Origin of the sequence: Caballeronia sp. LjRoot34 (assembly GCF_964253815.1) — a bacterium.
Classification (GTDB): domain Bacteria; phylum Pseudomonadota; class Gammaproteobacteria; order Burkholderiales; family Burkholderiaceae; genus Caballeronia.
On record NZ_CAXUSB020000001.1, the window covers coordinates 2,263,856 to 2,281,018 of the forward strand.

The 17,163-nt window shown below is 62.4% G+C and carries 11 protein-coding genes; 6 read left to right on the forward strand and 5 right to left on the reverse strand.

Features of this window, described 5'->3' with window-relative positions:
- Nucleotides 1-213: 213 nt before the first annotated feature.
- The 6 genes from bcsP (at nucleotide 214) to ACSQ36_RS10195 (ending at nucleotide 12,590) form a co-directional block, all read left to right on the forward strand.
- Nucleotides 214-1,113, forward strand: coding sequence for a cellulose biosynthesis protein BcsP (gene bcsP, locus ACSQ36_RS10170; protein ID WP_436181822.1), 900 nt, complete (start codon nucleotides 214-216; stop codon nucleotides 1,111-1,113).
- Entirely contained in the window at nucleotides 1,110-1,898 is a 789-nt protein-coding gene (bcsQ, locus tag ACSQ36_RS10175) for a cellulose biosynthesis protein BcsQ (RefSeq protein ID WP_213761431.1), read from the forward strand. Before bcsP ends, bcsQ begins: the two co-directional genes overlap by 4 nt.
- On the forward strand, nucleotides 1,895-4,111 hold the full coding sequence (gene bcsA / locus ACSQ36_RS10180; protein WP_436181823.1) for a UDP-forming cellulose synthase catalytic subunit: 2,217 nt from the start codon (nucleotides 1,895-1,897) through the stop codon (nucleotides 4,109-4,111). Before bcsQ ends, bcsA begins: the two co-directional genes overlap by 4 nt.
- Before the next feature lies 1 nt (nucleotide 4,112).
- Complete coding sequence (gene bcsB, locus ACSQ36_RS10185; RefSeq protein WP_436181824.1) at nucleotides 4,113-6,659, forward strand: cellulose biosynthesis cyclic di-GMP-binding regulatory protein BcsB; 2,547 nt, start codon at nucleotides 4,113-4,115, stop codon at nucleotides 6,657-6,659.
- 70 nt (nucleotides 6,660-6,729) lie between these two features.
- Nucleotides 6,730-7,869 carry a cellulose synthase complex periplasmic endoglucanase BcsZ gene (gene bcsZ / locus ACSQ36_RS10190; RefSeq protein WP_436183147.1) on the forward strand — a complete coding sequence of 380 codons (1,140 nt, stop codon included), beginning with the start codon at nucleotides 6,730-6,732 and terminating at the stop codon, nucleotides 7,867-7,869.
- Nucleotides 7,863-12,590, forward strand: a complete 4,728-nt coding sequence (locus tag ACSQ36_RS10195; RefSeq protein ID WP_436181825.1) for a cellulose synthase subunit BcsC-related outer membrane protein — start codon at nucleotides 7,863-7,865, stop codon at nucleotides 12,588-12,590. The genes bcsZ and ACSQ36_RS10195 overlap by 7 nt, the downstream gene beginning before the upstream one ends.
- Nucleotides 12,591-12,763: 173 nt before the next feature.
- Here ACSQ36_RS10195 and ACSQ36_RS10200 read toward each other — a convergent pair whose 3' ends face one another.
- The 5 genes from ACSQ36_RS10200 to ACSQ36_RS10220 form a co-directional block, all read right to left on the reverse strand.
- Nucleotides 12,764-13,516 (reverse strand): SDR family oxidoreductase, encoded by a 753-nt coding sequence (locus tag ACSQ36_RS10200; protein WP_436181826.1) that lies wholly within the window; start codon nucleotides 13,514-13,516, stop codon nucleotides 12,764-12,766.
- 61 nt (nucleotides 13,517-13,577) lie between these two features.
- A complete protein-coding gene (locus ACSQ36_RS10205) occupies nucleotides 13,578-14,444 on the reverse strand; it encodes an NmrA family NAD(P)-binding protein (RefSeq protein WP_436181827.1) in 867 nt (288 codons plus the stop codon).
- 295 nt (nucleotides 14,445-14,739) lie between these two features.
- Nucleotides 14,740-15,324: a YceI family protein gene (locus ACSQ36_RS10210; protein WP_436181828.1), complete on the reverse strand. Its 585-nt coding sequence runs from the start codon at nucleotides 15,322-15,324 to the stop codon at nucleotides 14,740-14,742.
- Between the two features lie 48 nt (nucleotides 15,325-15,372).
- Nucleotides 15,373-15,933: a YceI family protein gene (locus ACSQ36_RS10215; protein ID WP_436181829.1), complete on the reverse strand. Its 561-nt coding sequence runs from the start codon at nucleotides 15,931-15,933 to the stop codon at nucleotides 15,373-15,375.
- A 255-nt stretch (nucleotides 15,934-16,188) separates the two neighbouring features.
- Entirely contained in the window at nucleotides 16,189-17,133 is a 945-nt protein-coding gene (locus ACSQ36_RS10220; RefSeq protein WP_213761439.1) for an ABC transporter substrate-binding protein, read from the reverse strand.
- Between the last annotated feature and the right edge of the window lie 30 nt (nucleotides 17,134-17,163).

Consider the following 17,163-nt stretch of genomic DNA (forward strand, 5'->3'; position numbering starts at 1 on the left):
TGAATGGGCGAGCTTGACGCTGGACCGCGAGGCTGGACCGGAAACTCCCTTGGCTTTTACGAATGCGGTACGGGTCCGACACCGGATCAGGCAGTCAACCAGGTAGTCAACAGGCATTGCCCGCATCAGCGCTCACAAGCGCGGGAGACGTCACTGGCCAGTGGTCGTCGAGGCAAGGCCCAAAGTACAACCGAGAGTACGAGGACGCAGCACATGAACCCTTCGCGCGATATCAAGAAGCTGTTCGACAGATTTGGCGGCGATGCCGGCAACTACCAGGAAATCGGCCGCGAGAACGAAGCCATCCACGCCCGCACGCGCTGGCCGTTGCTCGCGACCCTTGACCTCTCGCAGCCGTCGATTCCGAACATCGCGCCTCGCCGCGATGCGCACCTGCCCCACACGCACGATCGCTCCGGCGAACATCGCAACGTGCCGAACAGCCTGACGCAGCCGACGGGCGCAGCGCCGCTCAACCGCGGCAAACCGCCGCTCTTTGCACGCGCGCACCGGAAGACGGTTCCGCCGGTCGCCAATGTCACCTTGCCGGCGACGCCGGTTGGCGCAGCGCGTTTCTCTGCGCTGGTCGACGCGGTAGAAGAAACGTCGAACGCGGTGGAAACCGAGGCCGTGCCATCAGCCGACGCGCAACCGCAGCAGCAAGCACGACTGCCGCAGCCGCTGTTTCGGCCATTCCACACGCAACAAGAGCAACTTCCGCAGCAGGCTCAACACCCACAGCCACAACCGCGCACGCTGCCGCTCGCCACACCCGCGCCTGCGAGCGCGTCGGCCCAACTGACGGGCTTCGCGGCGGCGCTGCAACGCTCGAACACTGCGGCGAGATCGCTGTCGTTGCCACGCGTGCAGGCACCTGAGGCGGCATCAACGCCTGCACCTGCATCAGCACTCGCGCTTGAACCAAAAAGCCAGTCGATCCTCGGCAAGCTGTTCCGTCCGCAAGCGCACGCTCAGCCTGCGCCCCAGGCAAGCGCACCGCCGGATTCGCTGGCGTCGATGTTCCAGCGTCTGCGCGGACCTGTCGCAGAAGCGCCGGCCGCCGTCAACTCGGGCGCGGGTTCGTGGCTCGCCAAAAACCACTCACAGTCATGAAAGTCATCACCGTTGTCTCTGCCAAGGGTGGTGTCGGTAAAACGACGCTCGCGGCGAACCTGGCCTCGGTGCTCGCCGCGCGCGGGCGGCGCGTGATCGCGCTCGACCTCGATCCACAAAACGCGCTGCGCCTGCACTTCGGCATTCCGCTCGACAGCATCGACGGACTGTCGCGCGCCACTCTCGCCGGTGACCCGTGGCAAACCGTGATGTTCGATGGTGTCGACGGGGTCACGGTCCTGCCCTACGGCGCGGTGGTGGAAGACGATCGCCGCCGCTTCGAATCGCACATCGACCGCGACCCGCAGTGGCTCGTGCAATCGCTTGAAAGGCTGGAACTCGATGCCGCGGATATCGTGATAGTCGATACCCCGCCGGGCTCGTCGGTCTATACGCGCACGGCGCTGTGCGCGTCGAATTTTGCGTTGAACGTCGTGCTGGCCGATGCCGCTTCGTACGCCGCCATCCCGCAGATGGAACGCATGATCGAAGCCTACGCCACGCCGCGGGCGAACTTTGTCGGCACGGGTTACGTGGTGAATCAAGTAGACCAGTCGCGGCAATTGACGAAAGACGTCCTCAAGGTGCTGCGCAACCTGCTCGGCGACAAGCTGTTCCCGGGCGTTATCCACCTTGACGAAGGCGTGAGCGAGTCGCTCGCGTGCGACACCACGCTGATCCATTACGACCCGCTGAGCCAGGCCGCCGCCGATCTGCGCACGTGCGGCGAATGGCTCACCCACGCGGTCGACTCCAGGCAGCTCTCGCCGAGGAACGTCGCATGAGCACGCCACGACCAAGCGCACGACCACTGACCGAGGCCGACGAAGTTGCGTCGCAGCTGGAAGGTTTTGTCGATTCAAGGATCTGGAGCAGCCGGATCTTTACCACGATCCTCACGCTGTTCGCCCTCGCGACAATGTATTTCGTCTGGACGGTGCCGCTCGCGTTCACGCAGCAACTGATTTTTGCGTGCTGCTGTTTTGCTTTTGCGCTTGCGTTCCGGCGCCTGCGCGGCCAGTACGCCACGCTGGTCATGATCATGCTGTCTGTCGCGGTCACGGGGCGCTACATGTATTGGCGGCTGACCGAGACAACGTACTGGGAACGTCCGCTCGATGCCGCCTGGGGTTTGCTGCTGGTCGCAGCCGAGGTCTACTCGGCCATTGTGCTGTTGCTCGGCTATTTCCAGACCGCCTGGCCGCTGCAGAGAAAGCCGATGCCATTGCCGGCAAACCGCGATGAATGGCCGACCGTCGACGTCTTCATCCCGACGTACAACGAGCCGCTCGGCGTGGTCAAGCCGACTATCTATGCGGCGCTTGCGATCGATTACCCGGCGGACAAGATCTCCATTCATGTCCTCGATGACGGCCGCCGTCCCGAGTTCAAGGCGTTCTGCGAAGAGGTCGGCGTCACCTGGACGATCCGCACGCACAACCGGCATGCGAAGGCCGGCAATATCAACGAAGCCTTGAAGATCACGAAGGGCGAGTTTCTCGCCATTTTCGATTGCGATCACATTCCCACACGCTCGTTCCTGCAGATCGGCCTTGGCTGGTTCCTGCGCGACAAGAAGCTGTCGATGCTGCAAACGCCGCACCACTTCTTCTCGCCCGATCCGTTCGAACGCAACCTGGGCACGTTTCGCAAAGTGCCCAACGAAGGCGAGCTGTTCTATGGCCTCGTGCAGGACGGCAACGACCTTTGGAACGCGACCTTCTTCTGCGGCTCGTGCGCGTTGCTGCGTCGAACGATGGTGGAAGAGATTGGCGGCATCGCGGTCGAGACGGTGACGGAAGACGCGCATACGGCACTCAAGCTGCATCGGCTCGGCTATACGACCGCGTATCTCGCGATCCCGCAGGCGGCAGGCCTCGCGACCGAAAGTTTGTCGGGGCACATCGGCCAGCGGATTCGCTGGGCGCGCGGCATGACGCAGATTTTCCGAATCGATAACCCGCTGACGGGCCGAGGTCTGAAGCTCGGTCAGCGGCTCTGTTACCTGAACGGGATGATGCATTTCTTCTACGGCATCCCGCGCCTCGTGTTCCTTACCGCGCCGCTGTCGTATCTGTTTTTTGGGGCGCACGTAATCCACGCGGCGGCCGGTACGATCGCCATCTTCGCGCTGCCGCACATGATGCATGCGAGCATCACGAACTCGCGCATGCAGCGCTCGTTCCGGCATTCGTTCTGGGCTGAAGTGTATGAGTCCGTGCTGGCGTCGTACATCACCGCACCCACCCTGCTTGCACTGATCAACCCGAAGCTCGGCAAGTTCAACGTGACGGCGAAGGGCGGCCAGATCTCGAAGGATTATTTCGACTACGCCATCTCGCGCCCCTATCTGATCCTGCTGGTGCTGAACCTGTTCGGGTTTATCGCGGGACTCGTGAACATCTACCTGCACTGGGAAGTCAGCAGCGAAGTGAACACGGTCTTGCTGAACCTTGCCTGGACCACGTACAACATGCTGATCCTCGGCGCGAGCGTCGCGGCTGCAAGCGAACGCAAGCAAGTGCGCACGACGCATCGGGTAGAAATGAAAATGCCCGTGATGCTCAAATTTTCGACCGGCCGCACCCTCGCCTGCGAAACCATGGACTACTCGGAAGGCGGCGTGGGCGTGAAGCTGCCGGCCGATCTGGAAGTGCCGCTGCACGAGAAAGTCACCGTCTCGCTCTTTCGTGGCGATGAGGAATATGCGTTTCCCGCGACCGTCGGTTTTACCGCCGTCGGACGCGTCGGGCTGCGCTTTTCCGCCCTCACGCGCGAGCAGGAATTCGAGTTCGTGAAGACCACCTTCGCCCGCGCCGACGCCTGGACCCAATGGTCCGAAGGACGCACCCCGGACGCGCCGCTGCGCGGCTTGCGGCATGTGCTGCTGGTGGGCATGGGCGGTATCGGCGCGTTGTTCGAGCATCTTTTCACCGACGCACGGAACTGGCTGACGACCCGTTCACCCGACGTTAAAAAACTGAAGACCAAAGACTGACATGGGTAAGGGAATTTCGACGCTGCGCCCGGGCAATGAACAAGGCGAACCGGACACAACGGTTTTCACTCCGTTCAGCTCCCGCCCCATTCCCCGCGCCCTGATGCGCAGCCTCGCCTGCTGGCTCGCGTTGCAAACGGCGCTGGCCATGCCGCTGGCATCGCTGGCAAGCGCTGCGGCGGCTAACACCCCGACCAGCGCAACCGGAACCGCTACCGGGGTGGGCGCCGTACCGCTCCCCGGCCCCGCCATGCCGTTCAACCGGGAAACCATCGAGCAACCGCAGCTCGCCGTGCCCGTACCGGCGTTCGCACAGGCGGCCTCGGGCGCGTTGGCAGCGTCAGCCGTGCCGGCCGTGCGCACGCTCGCCTCCAGGACACCGACCACGGCCGAGCCCGGCACGCTGGTACCGGGAGGGCGCCGCCAGACCCTTACGTTCTCCGACCTCGGCGCGCTCGACCCGCTGCAACTGCGTGGCACGGACGGCCAGAACGGCGTACCGTTCTCGGTCCGTAGCGACGAAGTCGTGACCAGCGCGGTACTGCACCTGATCTACAGCTATTCACCTTCGCTGCTGCCGTCGATCTCGCAACTCAAGGTGCTCGTCAACGGCGAAGTGGCCGCCACACTGCCCGTGCCACGCGAGCAGGCCGGCATTCTCGTCGCACGCGACGTGTCCGTCGACCCGCGCTTCATCACCGAATTCAATCACCTGAACGTGCAGTTGATCGGCCACTACACGCAGCAATGCGAGGACCCGTCGAACTCCACGCTGTGGGCGAGCGTCAGCAACGCGAGCTCGCTCGAACTCACGTATGCATCGCTGGAAAGCAAGCCTGACCTGGCCGCATTGCCCGCGCCTTTCTTCGATCGCCGCGACGTTCGCCGCCTCGAACTGCCGTTCGTGTTCGCGCAAAAACCGAGCGCCGCTACGCTCGAAGCAGCGGGCGCGGTAGCGTCGTGGTTCGGCTCGCTTAGCGGGTATCGCGGCGCGGTGTTTCCGGCGCAGATCGACAATGTGCCGCTGTCCGGCAATGCCGTGGTGTTCGCCACGAGCGACCAGCACCCGGCCGGCGTGAAGATCCCCGATATATCCGGCCCGACCATCGCGGTGGTGGATCGTGATACTCCTTCGCGCGGCCGCTTGCTGCTCGTGATGGGCCGCAACGACGCGGAGCTGAAGACCGCCGCGAAGGCGCTCGGCATCGGTCAGAACACGTTGTCCGGCACGACCGCGACGATCACGCAACTGAATGACTTCGCCCCGCGCAAACCCTACGACGCGCCGAACTGGCTGCCGACCGACCGGCCGGTGCGTTTCGGCGAACTGGCGGAAGCGCGCGACTTGTCGGTGACGGGTTATAACGCCGACGCCGTGCGCGTGAACATGCGCGTGCCGCCCGACCTCTTCATGTGGCAAACGAAGGGCGTGCCGATCGATTTGGGTTATCGGTACACGGTGCGTCCCGCGCCCGACCGGTCAACGCTTAACATCAATGTGAACGACGATTTCGTGCAGTCGCTGCGGATTCCGGCGGTCGCCACGTCCACTTTCGATCTCGGCCGCTATTTCAACCAGGTGATGCCCGACAAGACGGCCGCCGCGCGGCATGAGATCTACGTGCCGCCGTTGCTGCTCACGCCGCGCTCGCAGTTGCGCCTGCACTTCTACTACGACTACCCGAAGACGGGCGAATGCCAGGGCCGCGTGCTGGATAACGTGGTGGGTTCCATCGATCCGAATTCGACCATCGACCTGTCGGGTTTCCCGCACTACATGGCGCTGCCCGACCTCGCGGCCTTTGCGAACGGCGGTTTCCCGTTCACGCGCATGGCTGACCTCTCGGAAACGGCGGTCATCATGCCCAACGATCCCAACTCCGCCGACTTCAGCCTGTACCTGCTGGAGATGGGACGCATGGGGGCATCGACGGGATATCCGGTGACTGGCGTGACCGTCGCCCAGGCCGATCAGGTCGACAATCTCGCCGATAAAGACCTGCTGATCCTGGGCTCGCCCGGCCGCCAGCCGCTGCTGCAAAGCTGGGCGAAGCAGATGCCGTTCTCGGGCGACGGCGAATCGCGCAACTTCGAACTCTCCGACGTGGCGTTCAAGGTGGTCGACTGGTGGCACGGCGCGCACGGTGTGGAGCGCCTGCCGGCACGCGCCGACCTGTCGCTTGTCAGCGCCAGCGGCGACGCACTCATCACCGGCTTCGAATCGCCGCTCAAAAGCAGTCGCAGCGCCGTGGCGCTGATCAGCTCGGCCGGACAGTCCGATGCCGACCTGTCCGCGGCCTTGCTCGACAACGACGTGCTGCCGGAAATCCAGGGCGCCATGGCGGTGATTCATGGACGCGACGTGACGGTGACATCGAATGGCCAGGCGTATTACGTCGGCCGCCTGTCGCCGTTCGAATATATGCGCTGGGCGTTGTCGTCGCATCCGCTCTTGCTGGTGCTTGGCGGCTTGCTCGCGGCCATCATCTTCGCGGCACTGTTCTACCGGTCGCTGCGCGCCATTGCTGCGCGCCGTTTGAGGGATTGATATGCCGGCAGGTTTCAGACGTGGAAGACGTGGATCGAAGACGGCAATCTTGGCGCTCGCGCTGACCGGCATGGGGACCACGTTCAGCGCTTATGCTTCTTCAACGCCCGCGCAATGTACCGGCTGGACCGCTTACCGCACGTTCACCGCACGCTTCGTGCAGGCTGACGGCCGTGTGATCGATTACTCTACCCCGACGCAGCAAACGACCTCCGAAGGCCAGTCGTACGCGATGTTCTTCGCGCTGGTCGCGAACGACCGCGCGACCTTCGACCGGCTGCTCGCGTGGACCCGCACGAACCTCGCCGCGAACCAGTTCGATCCGGGCAACGTCCGCTTGCCGTCGTGGCAATGGGGCAAGAAGCCGGACGGTTCGTTCGGCGTGCTCGATCCCAATTCGGCCTCCGATTCCGACCTGTGGATCGCCTACGATCTGCTGCAAGCCGGACGTCTGTGGAACGAGAAGACTTACACGCAACTGGGCATGGCGCTGGCCGCTCAGATCATGCGTCATGAAGTGACGAATCTCGCGGGTCTTGGGCCCATGTTGCTGCCCGGTCCGCAGGGCTTTCAAACCGGCGAGGTGACGCGTCTGAATCCGAGCTATTCACCGCTGCCGGTGTTGCGCGGCCTCGCTCGCGAGATGCCGGACGGCCCCTGGAACCAGCTTGCCGAGAACGGCTACAAGCTCGTGGCAACCACCGCGCCGCACGGCTTTGCACCTGATTGGGCGGCGTACAAGTCGGGGCAGTTCGTCGTCGATCCGCAGACCGCCGACACCGGCAGCTACGACGCCATTCGCGTGTATTTGTGGGCAGGGCTTGCGTCTGGTGCCGATCCGCTTGGCAAACAGTGGCTCGCCGCGCTCGGCGGCATGCGTCAGGCCGTCGCGCAAAACGGCTATCCGCCGGAACGCGTGAATGTGGCGACCGGCGCGACCAGCGGCGAAGGCCCGCTTAGTTACTGGGCCGCGCTCGCACCGTACTTCAAGACTATCGGCGATGATCGCGGCCTGGGCCTTGCCCGGACGCATCTCGCGGTGCTCGACGCGCCCGTGGCCGCTTCATCGGCTACGGCGTCGCCAAATCCTGACCGTGAACCGGTTTATTACGACCGGGTGCTGGGCTTGTTCGGCGCCGGATTTATAGAAGGCCGATATCGTTTCGACGAAGCCGGCCGACTCGTGCCGAGCTGGAGAAGTGCATGTTGAAACGGCCCCTGTTCCCAATGAAACCGCGTACCGGCGTGCGAGCGATCGCGCTGAGTCTCGCGGCTGGCTGCGTCGCCAATGTGCCGCTCACCGTGTTCGCGCAAGCCGCCAACAGCGCAGCCACCGCAGGCCCTGTTGCCGGTGCCGGCGCCAATTCGCCGCTGACCGTGCTGATCGATCAGGGCCGTTATTGGCAGGCGCATCGCCGGGGCGATCTGGCCGAGCAGGCGTGGCAAAAAGTGCTGCGCATCGACCCGAAGCAACCCGACGCGCTCTACGGCATGGGCATCATCCTCGCGGACCGCAAGGACGGCAGCGGTGCGCAGCAGTATCTGCAGCGCTTGCGGGAAGCGGCGCCGCAGTATCCGAATATCGATGAACTCGGCCAGCGGCTGGGCGAAACCAGTCCGCGCGATCAGACCGTGAACGACGCCCGGCGGCTCGCGCAAAGCGGGCAGAATGCGTCAGCGGTGCAGGAATATCAGCGCGCGATCGAAGGCAAGCCCGCCACGCCCGAACTCACGCTGGAGTATTACCAGGCACTTGCCGCCACGCCGCAAGGCTGGGATCAGGCGCGTCAGGGCCTGACACAGCTCGCGCGCCAGAATCCCAACGACCCGCGCTACGCGCTGGCGCTCGCGCAGCACCTGACCTACCGCGACACGACGCGGCGTGACGGCATCGTCCGCCTTGCGCAGTTGAGCACCGACAGCACAGTCGGCGAGCAGGCCAAAAAAAGCTGGCGCCAGGCGCTGCTGTGGCTCGGTGCGCGCCCGTCCGACGCACCGCTTTATCAAGCGTATTTGCAAGCATCGCCGGACGATCCCGCGGTCAAGGCGCGTTTCGATTCAATGGTCCAGCAAGACAAGCAAGCTCGCGATCGCGTGCAAGCGGATGCCGCCGTCGATGCCCGGGGCCGCGCGATCGCCGATGGTTTCGCAGCGCTGGATCGTGGCGATATCGTCACGGCGCGCGCGCGTTTTTCGGCTGTGCTAACGAATAGCCCGAACGATGGCGATGCGCTCGGCGGCATGGGCATCGCCGCATTGAAGCAAGAAAAATTCGACGAAGCGCGCACGTATCTGGAGCGTGCATCGCGTGCCGGCAATCCGGCTCGGTGGAAAGATGCGCTCACCAGCGCGACTTACTGGAGTTATACGAGCGCGGGTATCGGCGCGCGCAGCAATGGCGAGATCGCGAAAGCGCGGTCGGATTTCGAGCGCGCGATTGCGCTGAATCCGTCGGACACCACCGCGCAGACCATGCTCGGCGAAACGCTGCTCAACAGCGGCGACCCGCGCGGCGCGGAACAGGCTTATAGAATGGCGCTGCGTCGTCAGGCCGACAACCCCGACGCGATTCGCGGACTGGTCGGTGCACTGGCCGCGCAAGGCCGTGGCGACGAAGCGCTCAGCTTCGCGAACCAGCTGAACGCGGAACAGCAGGCGAAGGCCGGCGGCATCAACAAGCTGCGCGGCGAAGCGCAGGCGGCGCAGGCGCGTACCGCGGAAGCGCGAGGTGACCTCGGCACCGCGCGCAGTCTCTTCGAAGACGCGCTGCTGAACAATCCCGACGATGCCTGGATGCGCCTCGACCTCGCCCGCATTTATGTGCGCCAAGGTGCGGTCGGCAATGCGCGCAGCATGATGGACGGCTTGCTCGCCGCGCACCCGGACATGACCGACGCGCTTTACGCAAGCGCGCTGCTCTCGGCCGAAACGCAGGACTGGGCGACGGGTTTATCGCAGCTGGAACGCATCCCGGTCAACCAGCGCAGCACGGCCATGACCGTGCTGCAACACCGCTTATGGGTTCACACGCAGGCGGAACTCGCGAACCGGATGTCGCGTGCCGGGCAGACGCAACAAGCCGAAGCAATTCTGCAAGCCGCTACGCCGACTGCGCAGGGCAGCCCGGAACTGATCGGCGTGCTGGCTTCGTCGTATCTGCAGGCGGGGGACACCATGCGCGCGTTGTCGCTGGTGCGCGGCGCAATGGCCGCCGCCCCCGACGATACCGGCCTGCTGCTGCAATACGCAGGTATCCTTACCGCTGTTCCTGTCGCCGCGGGCCAGACGAATCCGCAGCAGGAAGCCGAACTGGGCTCGGTCATGCGGCGGCTGGCCGCTTCGCAGCTCACGCCGCAGCAACGCATCGACTTCAACAACCTGAACATTGGCATTGTGGTGAAACAAGCCGATACCGTGCGTCAGCGCGGAGACCTGGCAAGCGCCTACGATGTGATCGCGCCCTGGCTTTCCGCCATGCCCGACAACCCCGATCTCCAGGGCGCGCTGGCCCGTTTGTACACCTCCGCAGGAGACGACCGCAGCGCCCTCGCAAGTTATCGCGCAGCGCTGGCTCGACGTCCTGACGACATCGACTTGCAGGTGGCGACGATTGGCGCGGCGTCGGGCGCGAAGGAATTTTCGTTTGCTGAGGCAACGGCGAATCAGGCGCTGCGTGCCGCGCCTGACGACCCCCGCGTGCTCGCCGCGACCGGCCGCATGTATCACGCCGAGGGCAAGCTTTCGCTGGCATCGCGTTATTTGCAGCAGGCGTTGATCGCGGCGAATACGCCCGTGGGTCAAACGGCGCGTACTACGGGTCAAGGCGCGCAACCCAATGTGCCGCGTGGCTGGGAATCCGCCATGCAGCGCATCGGGTCAATGCCGCTGCCCGGCACCAATCCATTTGAAGGCAAGACCGCCGTCGATACTTCCTCGAGCGCATCGGGGGCACCGACCGGTCCGCTCGTCGGACTGTTCTCGCGCTCGACCACGCCGATGCCCGGACTGCCCTCTGGGTCGTCCAACTATCCCCAGCCTTCTTCACCGACGCAGAACGTGCCGAATTATTTGCCTCCGCCTCAAGCCGCGCCTTATTCGACACCGTATGTTGCGCCCTATTCGACGCCGGGTAACGTAGCACGCCCGGCAGCGACAGGCGGCGGATATGGTCCCGATACCTCCGGTTCAAGCCAGTCCGGCGGTCCGGCCGCGGCGCCGTTGCAGCCTTATCCGGGGCAATATCAGCCGCAGGGGCAGGCTCAATATCAGCCACAGGCTTATCAGCAACCGAATCAGCAGCAATATCAGCAGCCTTATCAACAGCAACAACCGTATCCGGCTCAGTATCAGCAAGGTCAGCAGCCATACGACCCGGCGGTCAGTTCGCCGTGGCCTATGTCGCCCGCTGCCCGCGAAGCGCAGGCGAACGCTCAGCAGCCGCAACCCCGCACGTATTCCAGCGCGCCGGCAGCGAAGTCGAAACGTACAGCAACGCGCAAGCAAACCACGTCGCGTAACACCCGCCAGGCCGACGAAACGGACTACAGGCAGCAGCCTTACCCGCAGCAACAGCAGTATGCGCAGCAGGGGTATGGGTATCCGCAGCAACAACAGCAACCTTATGCAAACCAGGGTTACGGGCAGCCCTACATTCCACAACCGCCAGCAGGTTACGGACAAGCCTACGCACCCGCGCAAACGGCACAGGCGTACTCGGGCATGGCGGGCAACAATCCAACGAGCGTAGCAAACGCACAGACGCTGGGCGTCGCCGATGAACTCGCGCAAATCAATCGCGCCCAGTCGAGCACGGTGTCGGGCGGCATCATCTTTCGCCAACGCACGGGCGAGGACGGGCTGTCGAACCTGACCGATATCGAAGCGCCGGTTCAGGGTCGCATCGCGGCGGGGAACGGGCATATTGTCGTGACGGCGACGCCCGTGACGTTGGACGCGAGCGATGCACAAACGACTGCCGACACGCTCAAGCGCTTCGGCTCGGGACAAGCCGCGTCGACCCTTGTCAACAACTATGGCAACCAAACGGCGAGCGGTGTTGGTTTGTCCGTGGGATACGAAACGAACAGCGTCAAGCTCGATGTCGGCACCACGCCGCTCGGCTTTAGCGAAGAAAACGTGGTCGGCGGCGCACAGTACAACGGCAGCGTAACGGACAAGGTCTCGTACTCGATCGCCGTCGCGCGCCGCGCGGTCACTGACAGCTTGCTCTCCTATGCAGGGACACGCGATCAGGGCCACGGTCTGGAATGGGGTGGCGTTACGTCGAACGGCGGACGCTTGGATCTCGGCTGGGACGATGGAACGAGCGGCGTATATGTAAACGCCGCGTTCCAGTACTACGACGGCACCAATGTCGCGAGCAATACCTCCGAAAAAGGCGGCGGCGGGTTCTATACGCGCCTGTTCCAGGACGCGAACACCACGTTGACGGCAGGCGTAAACACCACGCTGATGCACTACGACAAGAACCTGTCCTACTTCACCTATGGTCAGGGCGGCTACTTCAGTCCCCAGCAGTACATGATCCTGAACATCCCGGTCGAATATATGGGCCGCAATGGACCGTTCACCTACGACCTCAAGGGGTCGATTGGCGTGCAGCATTATCGGCAGGATGCTTCGAATTATTTCCCGACCACCGGCAACATCCAGCCTGGCAGTTCAGGGGTCACCGGCAGTGTTTACCCCGGCAGCAGCAAGACAGGCATCTCTTATTCGTTCAGCGCAACGGGCGAATATCAGCTCGCACCGCAACTTGCGGTCGGGGCGACAGCGTCTCTTGGCAATGCGTATCAGTATCGCGAATATCTGGCCGCCGTGTACGTGCGGTACAGCTTCACGAAACAGGCCGGCGCACTGTCCTTCCCGCCAGCGCCGTTGAGCTCGCCGTATCTGTCGCTGACGAATTGACAAGGCAGTGAGTCAGAAATGACAAAGTGGCTTGGGCGGTGGTTCGCCCAAGCCACTTTTTTTAGTCGCGAGTAGTGTCTAAAGGCGCGGGAAGTGCGACATCGCGCCATTGGGAATCTGAAGAGGTTCGAGTCCCTCCAGTTTTAGTCTTGCGGCGCTTCACCCAGCGCACCCTAGACCAGCACCGCCCCGCCATCGACTACATGCGTCTGTCCCGTTGCAAACGCGCTTTCCATCAGGAACAGATACGCAGCCGCGACATCGCGTGCCTCGCCCACTTGTCCGACCGGCAAATGCTTGCCGGCCTGTTCGTACATCGCCTGCCGGTCCTCTTCGGACATGTTCTGCCATAGGTTCGTCGCGATCAATCCTGGCGATACAGCATTCACCCGCACCGGCGCGAGTTCCACGGCAAGCGCCCGCGTGAGCGCTTCCATTGCTCCGCACACGCTCGCGCCAAACGCCCAACCACTGCGCGGACGCAACGCCGCGACGCCCGTTGTCAGCACAATCGAACCGCCCGCCACAATATGCGGTGTAGCATATTTGACCGCGGCAAGCGCACCCCAATAGCGGATATCGAAGGCGTGTCTTGCCAGCAATAAATCCGTGGTCGCGATCTCACCAAGCCGCAGCGAATCCCCGGCGGTAAACACCAGGTGATCGAAGCTGCCGGTCGCGTTGAAAAACGCTTCAATGGCGGATTCATCCGTGAGATCGAGCGTATGGCCCTCGGCATTCGCGCCAAGCGCCGTGACCGCAGCCTCGACACGTCCCGCATGGCTCGATCCAATCACGACCCGCGCGCCTTCTGCTAGCGCATACTCCGCCACCGCATAGCCGATACCCGATGAACCGCCAAGCACGATCACTTTCTTGCCATCGAGGCGGCCTTTGAGGCTCGCATTTTCTTTCGTATGAATCATGGGTTGTACTCCTTAATAAGCGTGGATTCTCCCAAGTCGAATCCTGAGGATCGATGCCCTTCTACGACGCCCTTTCAATCAGCGATTGCAATACCGTATCGAGCAGTACATGGCCTTTGCGCACTTCGCTTTCAGCGCCTTCGAAGCAGATCCACTCTTCATTGAAGCCATCGATCATCTGCATGCGCGGCGCCGGGTTTGTCATTCCTTGCGAGCGGAACAGGTCTTCCCACGTCTCACGTGGCACGGCTTGCATGCGGACGTCGCGGCCAAGCAGGCGCGCGAAGCTCTCGGCAATCATGTCGGGTGAGATGCGCTGCGGCCCTTCCAGTTCGACGATGCGGCGCCCTGTCCACGACTCGCGCAGCAGTTCCGCTGCAACGCGGCCGATATCGGCGGTGGCGACCATCGGCACGGGTTTATGGAGAGGCTGCAGGAAGCTGGGCACAATGCCCGAATCGCGTGCCGGCGCCACATCCCACGCAGCGTTTTCGATGAACCATGCGGCGCGCAGGAAAGCCACGGGCATTGGCAGCGTACCCAGTTCCTGCTCGAGAATTTGTAATTGGTTCAGCAAATTCGACTGCGTAGCTTGTGCGCCGATGGTCGAGAGGACAACAACCTTGGACGGTTTGGCAGCCGCGAGCGCGGCCCGCAACGTGGCGATAGTCTTGCGCGCTTCGGGAAAACCCGGCGTTGGGTCGAATGTCGGCGGCAGCAGGACAAACACGCCTTCAGTGCCTTCAAACGCGTGTTGCAACGCCTGTTGGTCGTTGACGTCGGCGAGCGCGACTTCGCAGCCCTGCGCCGCCCAGATGTCGCCCTTCGCTGCGTCGCGCACAACCGCGCGAACATCCTGACCGGCAGCTAACAACAACCGTGCAACAACGCCCCCAACCTGCCCTGTGATTCCGGTCACTGCAAACATGGTCTCTCTCCATAAAATGATGCAGCAAGCGCTGCGTTGGAGAGGATTGTGTTGGACAGGACCCGGTTTGACGATAGCCCGCATGTCATTTCATTCATGACATAAGAGCATTGATGGTGAGTGCAGCGATGATACGCAGGCAACGCCGGGTTGCAGCGCCGGAGAACCACGCGAACCTAGGTGCGAATTCGAGCCGGGCTTACAAACCAAAAGGCCGTTCCCGGATAAGCTGGAACGGCCTCTGTGTCCTGAACGACCGGCATGATGATCTCCACGCCGGCATCCATCAGTGGATTTACTGCTTCACGCCTTCGGCTTGAATATGCAGCGTTGTCTTCATCTTGAAGCCATACGCCTTACCGTAGTCCACGCCGAAGTCGCCACGATCGAACGTTGCCGTCGATTCCGTGCCGCACACTTCCTTCTTCAGCATCGGGTTCGTGAAGCACTTGAACGATTCGATCTTCAGGTTCAACGGCTTCGTCACACCATGCAGGGTCAGCTCACCGATCACTTCAACCGGTACATCGCCCTTGAACTTCATCGACGTACCCTTGTAGGTCGCTGTCGGGAACTTGTCGGCGTCGAAGAACTGCGCGCTCTTCAGTTCGCCATTCAGCTTGTCATTGCCGATATCGATCGACGTCATGTCGATGGTCGCGTCCAGCGTGCCTTTCTTGGCCGCGCGATCGAGCGTCACCGTGCCGCTGCTCTTGTCGAACTTGCCGCGCCAGATCGAGATGCCGCCGAAGTGGTCGGTTTCGAAGCTCGGATACGTGTGGGTCGGGTCGAGTTGGTACGTGACTTCTTCAGCCATCGCGTTAAAGGAAACGGCCGCGAAAAGCGCGCCAGCGGCTGCAATCAGAAGGTTCTTTTTCATGAGTTTTCCAGGATGAATGTGATGATCAATGAGCGCTTTTTGTTTGGTTTATTTCTTGGCGGCGACGAGGTGGAACTTGATGACGACCTCGTCTGCCACGACCGAGGTGTCTTTCCATTCACCCGAGCCGACATCGAACTGCGTGCGTTTGATAGGCAATGAGCCATCGAAGGTTTGCGTTGCGCCCTGACTCGTGACGATAACCGGCACCGTGACGTTCTGCGACTTGCCCTTGATGGTCAACTTGCCACTGACGTTGAACTTGGTTCCACCGGCCGGTGCGATCGCCGTCGACGCAAACGTAGCGGTCGGGAAATGGGCGGTATCGAACCAGTCCTTGTTCGCGGCTTGCTTGTTGTAGCTGTCATCGCCGAGATCGTAGCTGCTCGTATCGATGCTGATATTCGCGCTGCCCGCAGCCGGCTTGGCCGGATCGAAATCCAGTTGTGCGGTGAACTTCTTGAACTTGCCTTCAACCGGCACGTTCATTTGCTTCGATGTCGCCGTCACCGTGCTCTTGGTCGTATCGACCTGGGCTTGAGCGGCGTTGGTGAATAAGGCAGCGGCAGCGGAAGCGGCCAATAACCATCGGTACAAGGGTGTTTGCATATCAGGCCAGGATCGTAATCGATACGGCATGGTATGCGAGGAGATATGCGGCGGATAGCCACGCGGCGGGAACAGATTGTCCTACGGGTGAAGGTAATGGAGAAATCGGCAACAAAGCCGCAACTAGCGTTCGGCGAAGCGGAACCACCAAAACCGATCACAAAAAAAAGCGCAGCGCAAAAGGATCAACCTGAAATCCCTTCGCACTGCGCATCACCCGCGTAGCCCTTAACCAAGGGCAGCGATCAACAACGCTCAATACAGCACGTTCTTCGCCGCCGGCTGATCAATATTCTCTTTGTCGACCATGACGACACCCGTATCGACAAACTTCGGCGGGGCCTTCTTCTCAATCACGCCAATCACCGTCTGAATGCCCTTATAGCCCATCTGATACGAGCCTTGCACGGCGATAGCCTGGATCGTTCCATCCTTCACGAAGTTCTGCAAATCCGAATTGCCGTCAAATCCAACCGCAATCACCTTGCCCGCCTTGCCCGACTGGGCCAGCGCACGTCCCATCCCCACGGCCGTCGGCTCGTTCGCCCCGAAAATTCCCTTCAGGTCGGGATTCGCGGCCAGCACGTCAGTCGTCTGATTCAGCGCGTTCGCCATTTGCGACTGCGAGTAATACGGACCAACCACCTGCAACTTCGAATGCGCCGTCAGATACTTGCGGAACCCGCCCACGCGCCCCACTTCGGACCCCGCACCGGCCACATACGACATCAACGCAATCTTGCCCGTCTGTCCCACCCGCGCGATCAACGCCTGAGCGCACATCTCGCCGGCCTTTTCGTTGTCGGTGGACAGGAAAGCCTGGTAATACGGCTTGCCCGAATCGGACAGAGCCGAATCAATGATCACCACCGGAATATGCGCTTCCCATGCCTTCTTCACGGCCGGCACCAGCGCGTCCGGGTCGGACGCCGCCAGCACGATCCCCGCGACTTTCCGGTTCACCGCGTTCTCGACCATGTTCACTTCGGCGGCTATGTCGGATTCGGCGGCCGGGCCCTGGAAGGTCATCGTGTAACCCTTCTCCGCGGCCATCGCGGCGGTCGCGCCCTTGTTGACGTTTTGCCAGTAGTTCGAATCGGCACTCTTCACGATCACGGCAATCTCGCCACCCGCCGCAAACGCGCTGCTCGCAGCGACGGCAAGCACAGCGGTAAACATCGCCTTCGTAGTCAGTTTCATGTCTCGCTCCTGTTGATTTTGTAAGACCCC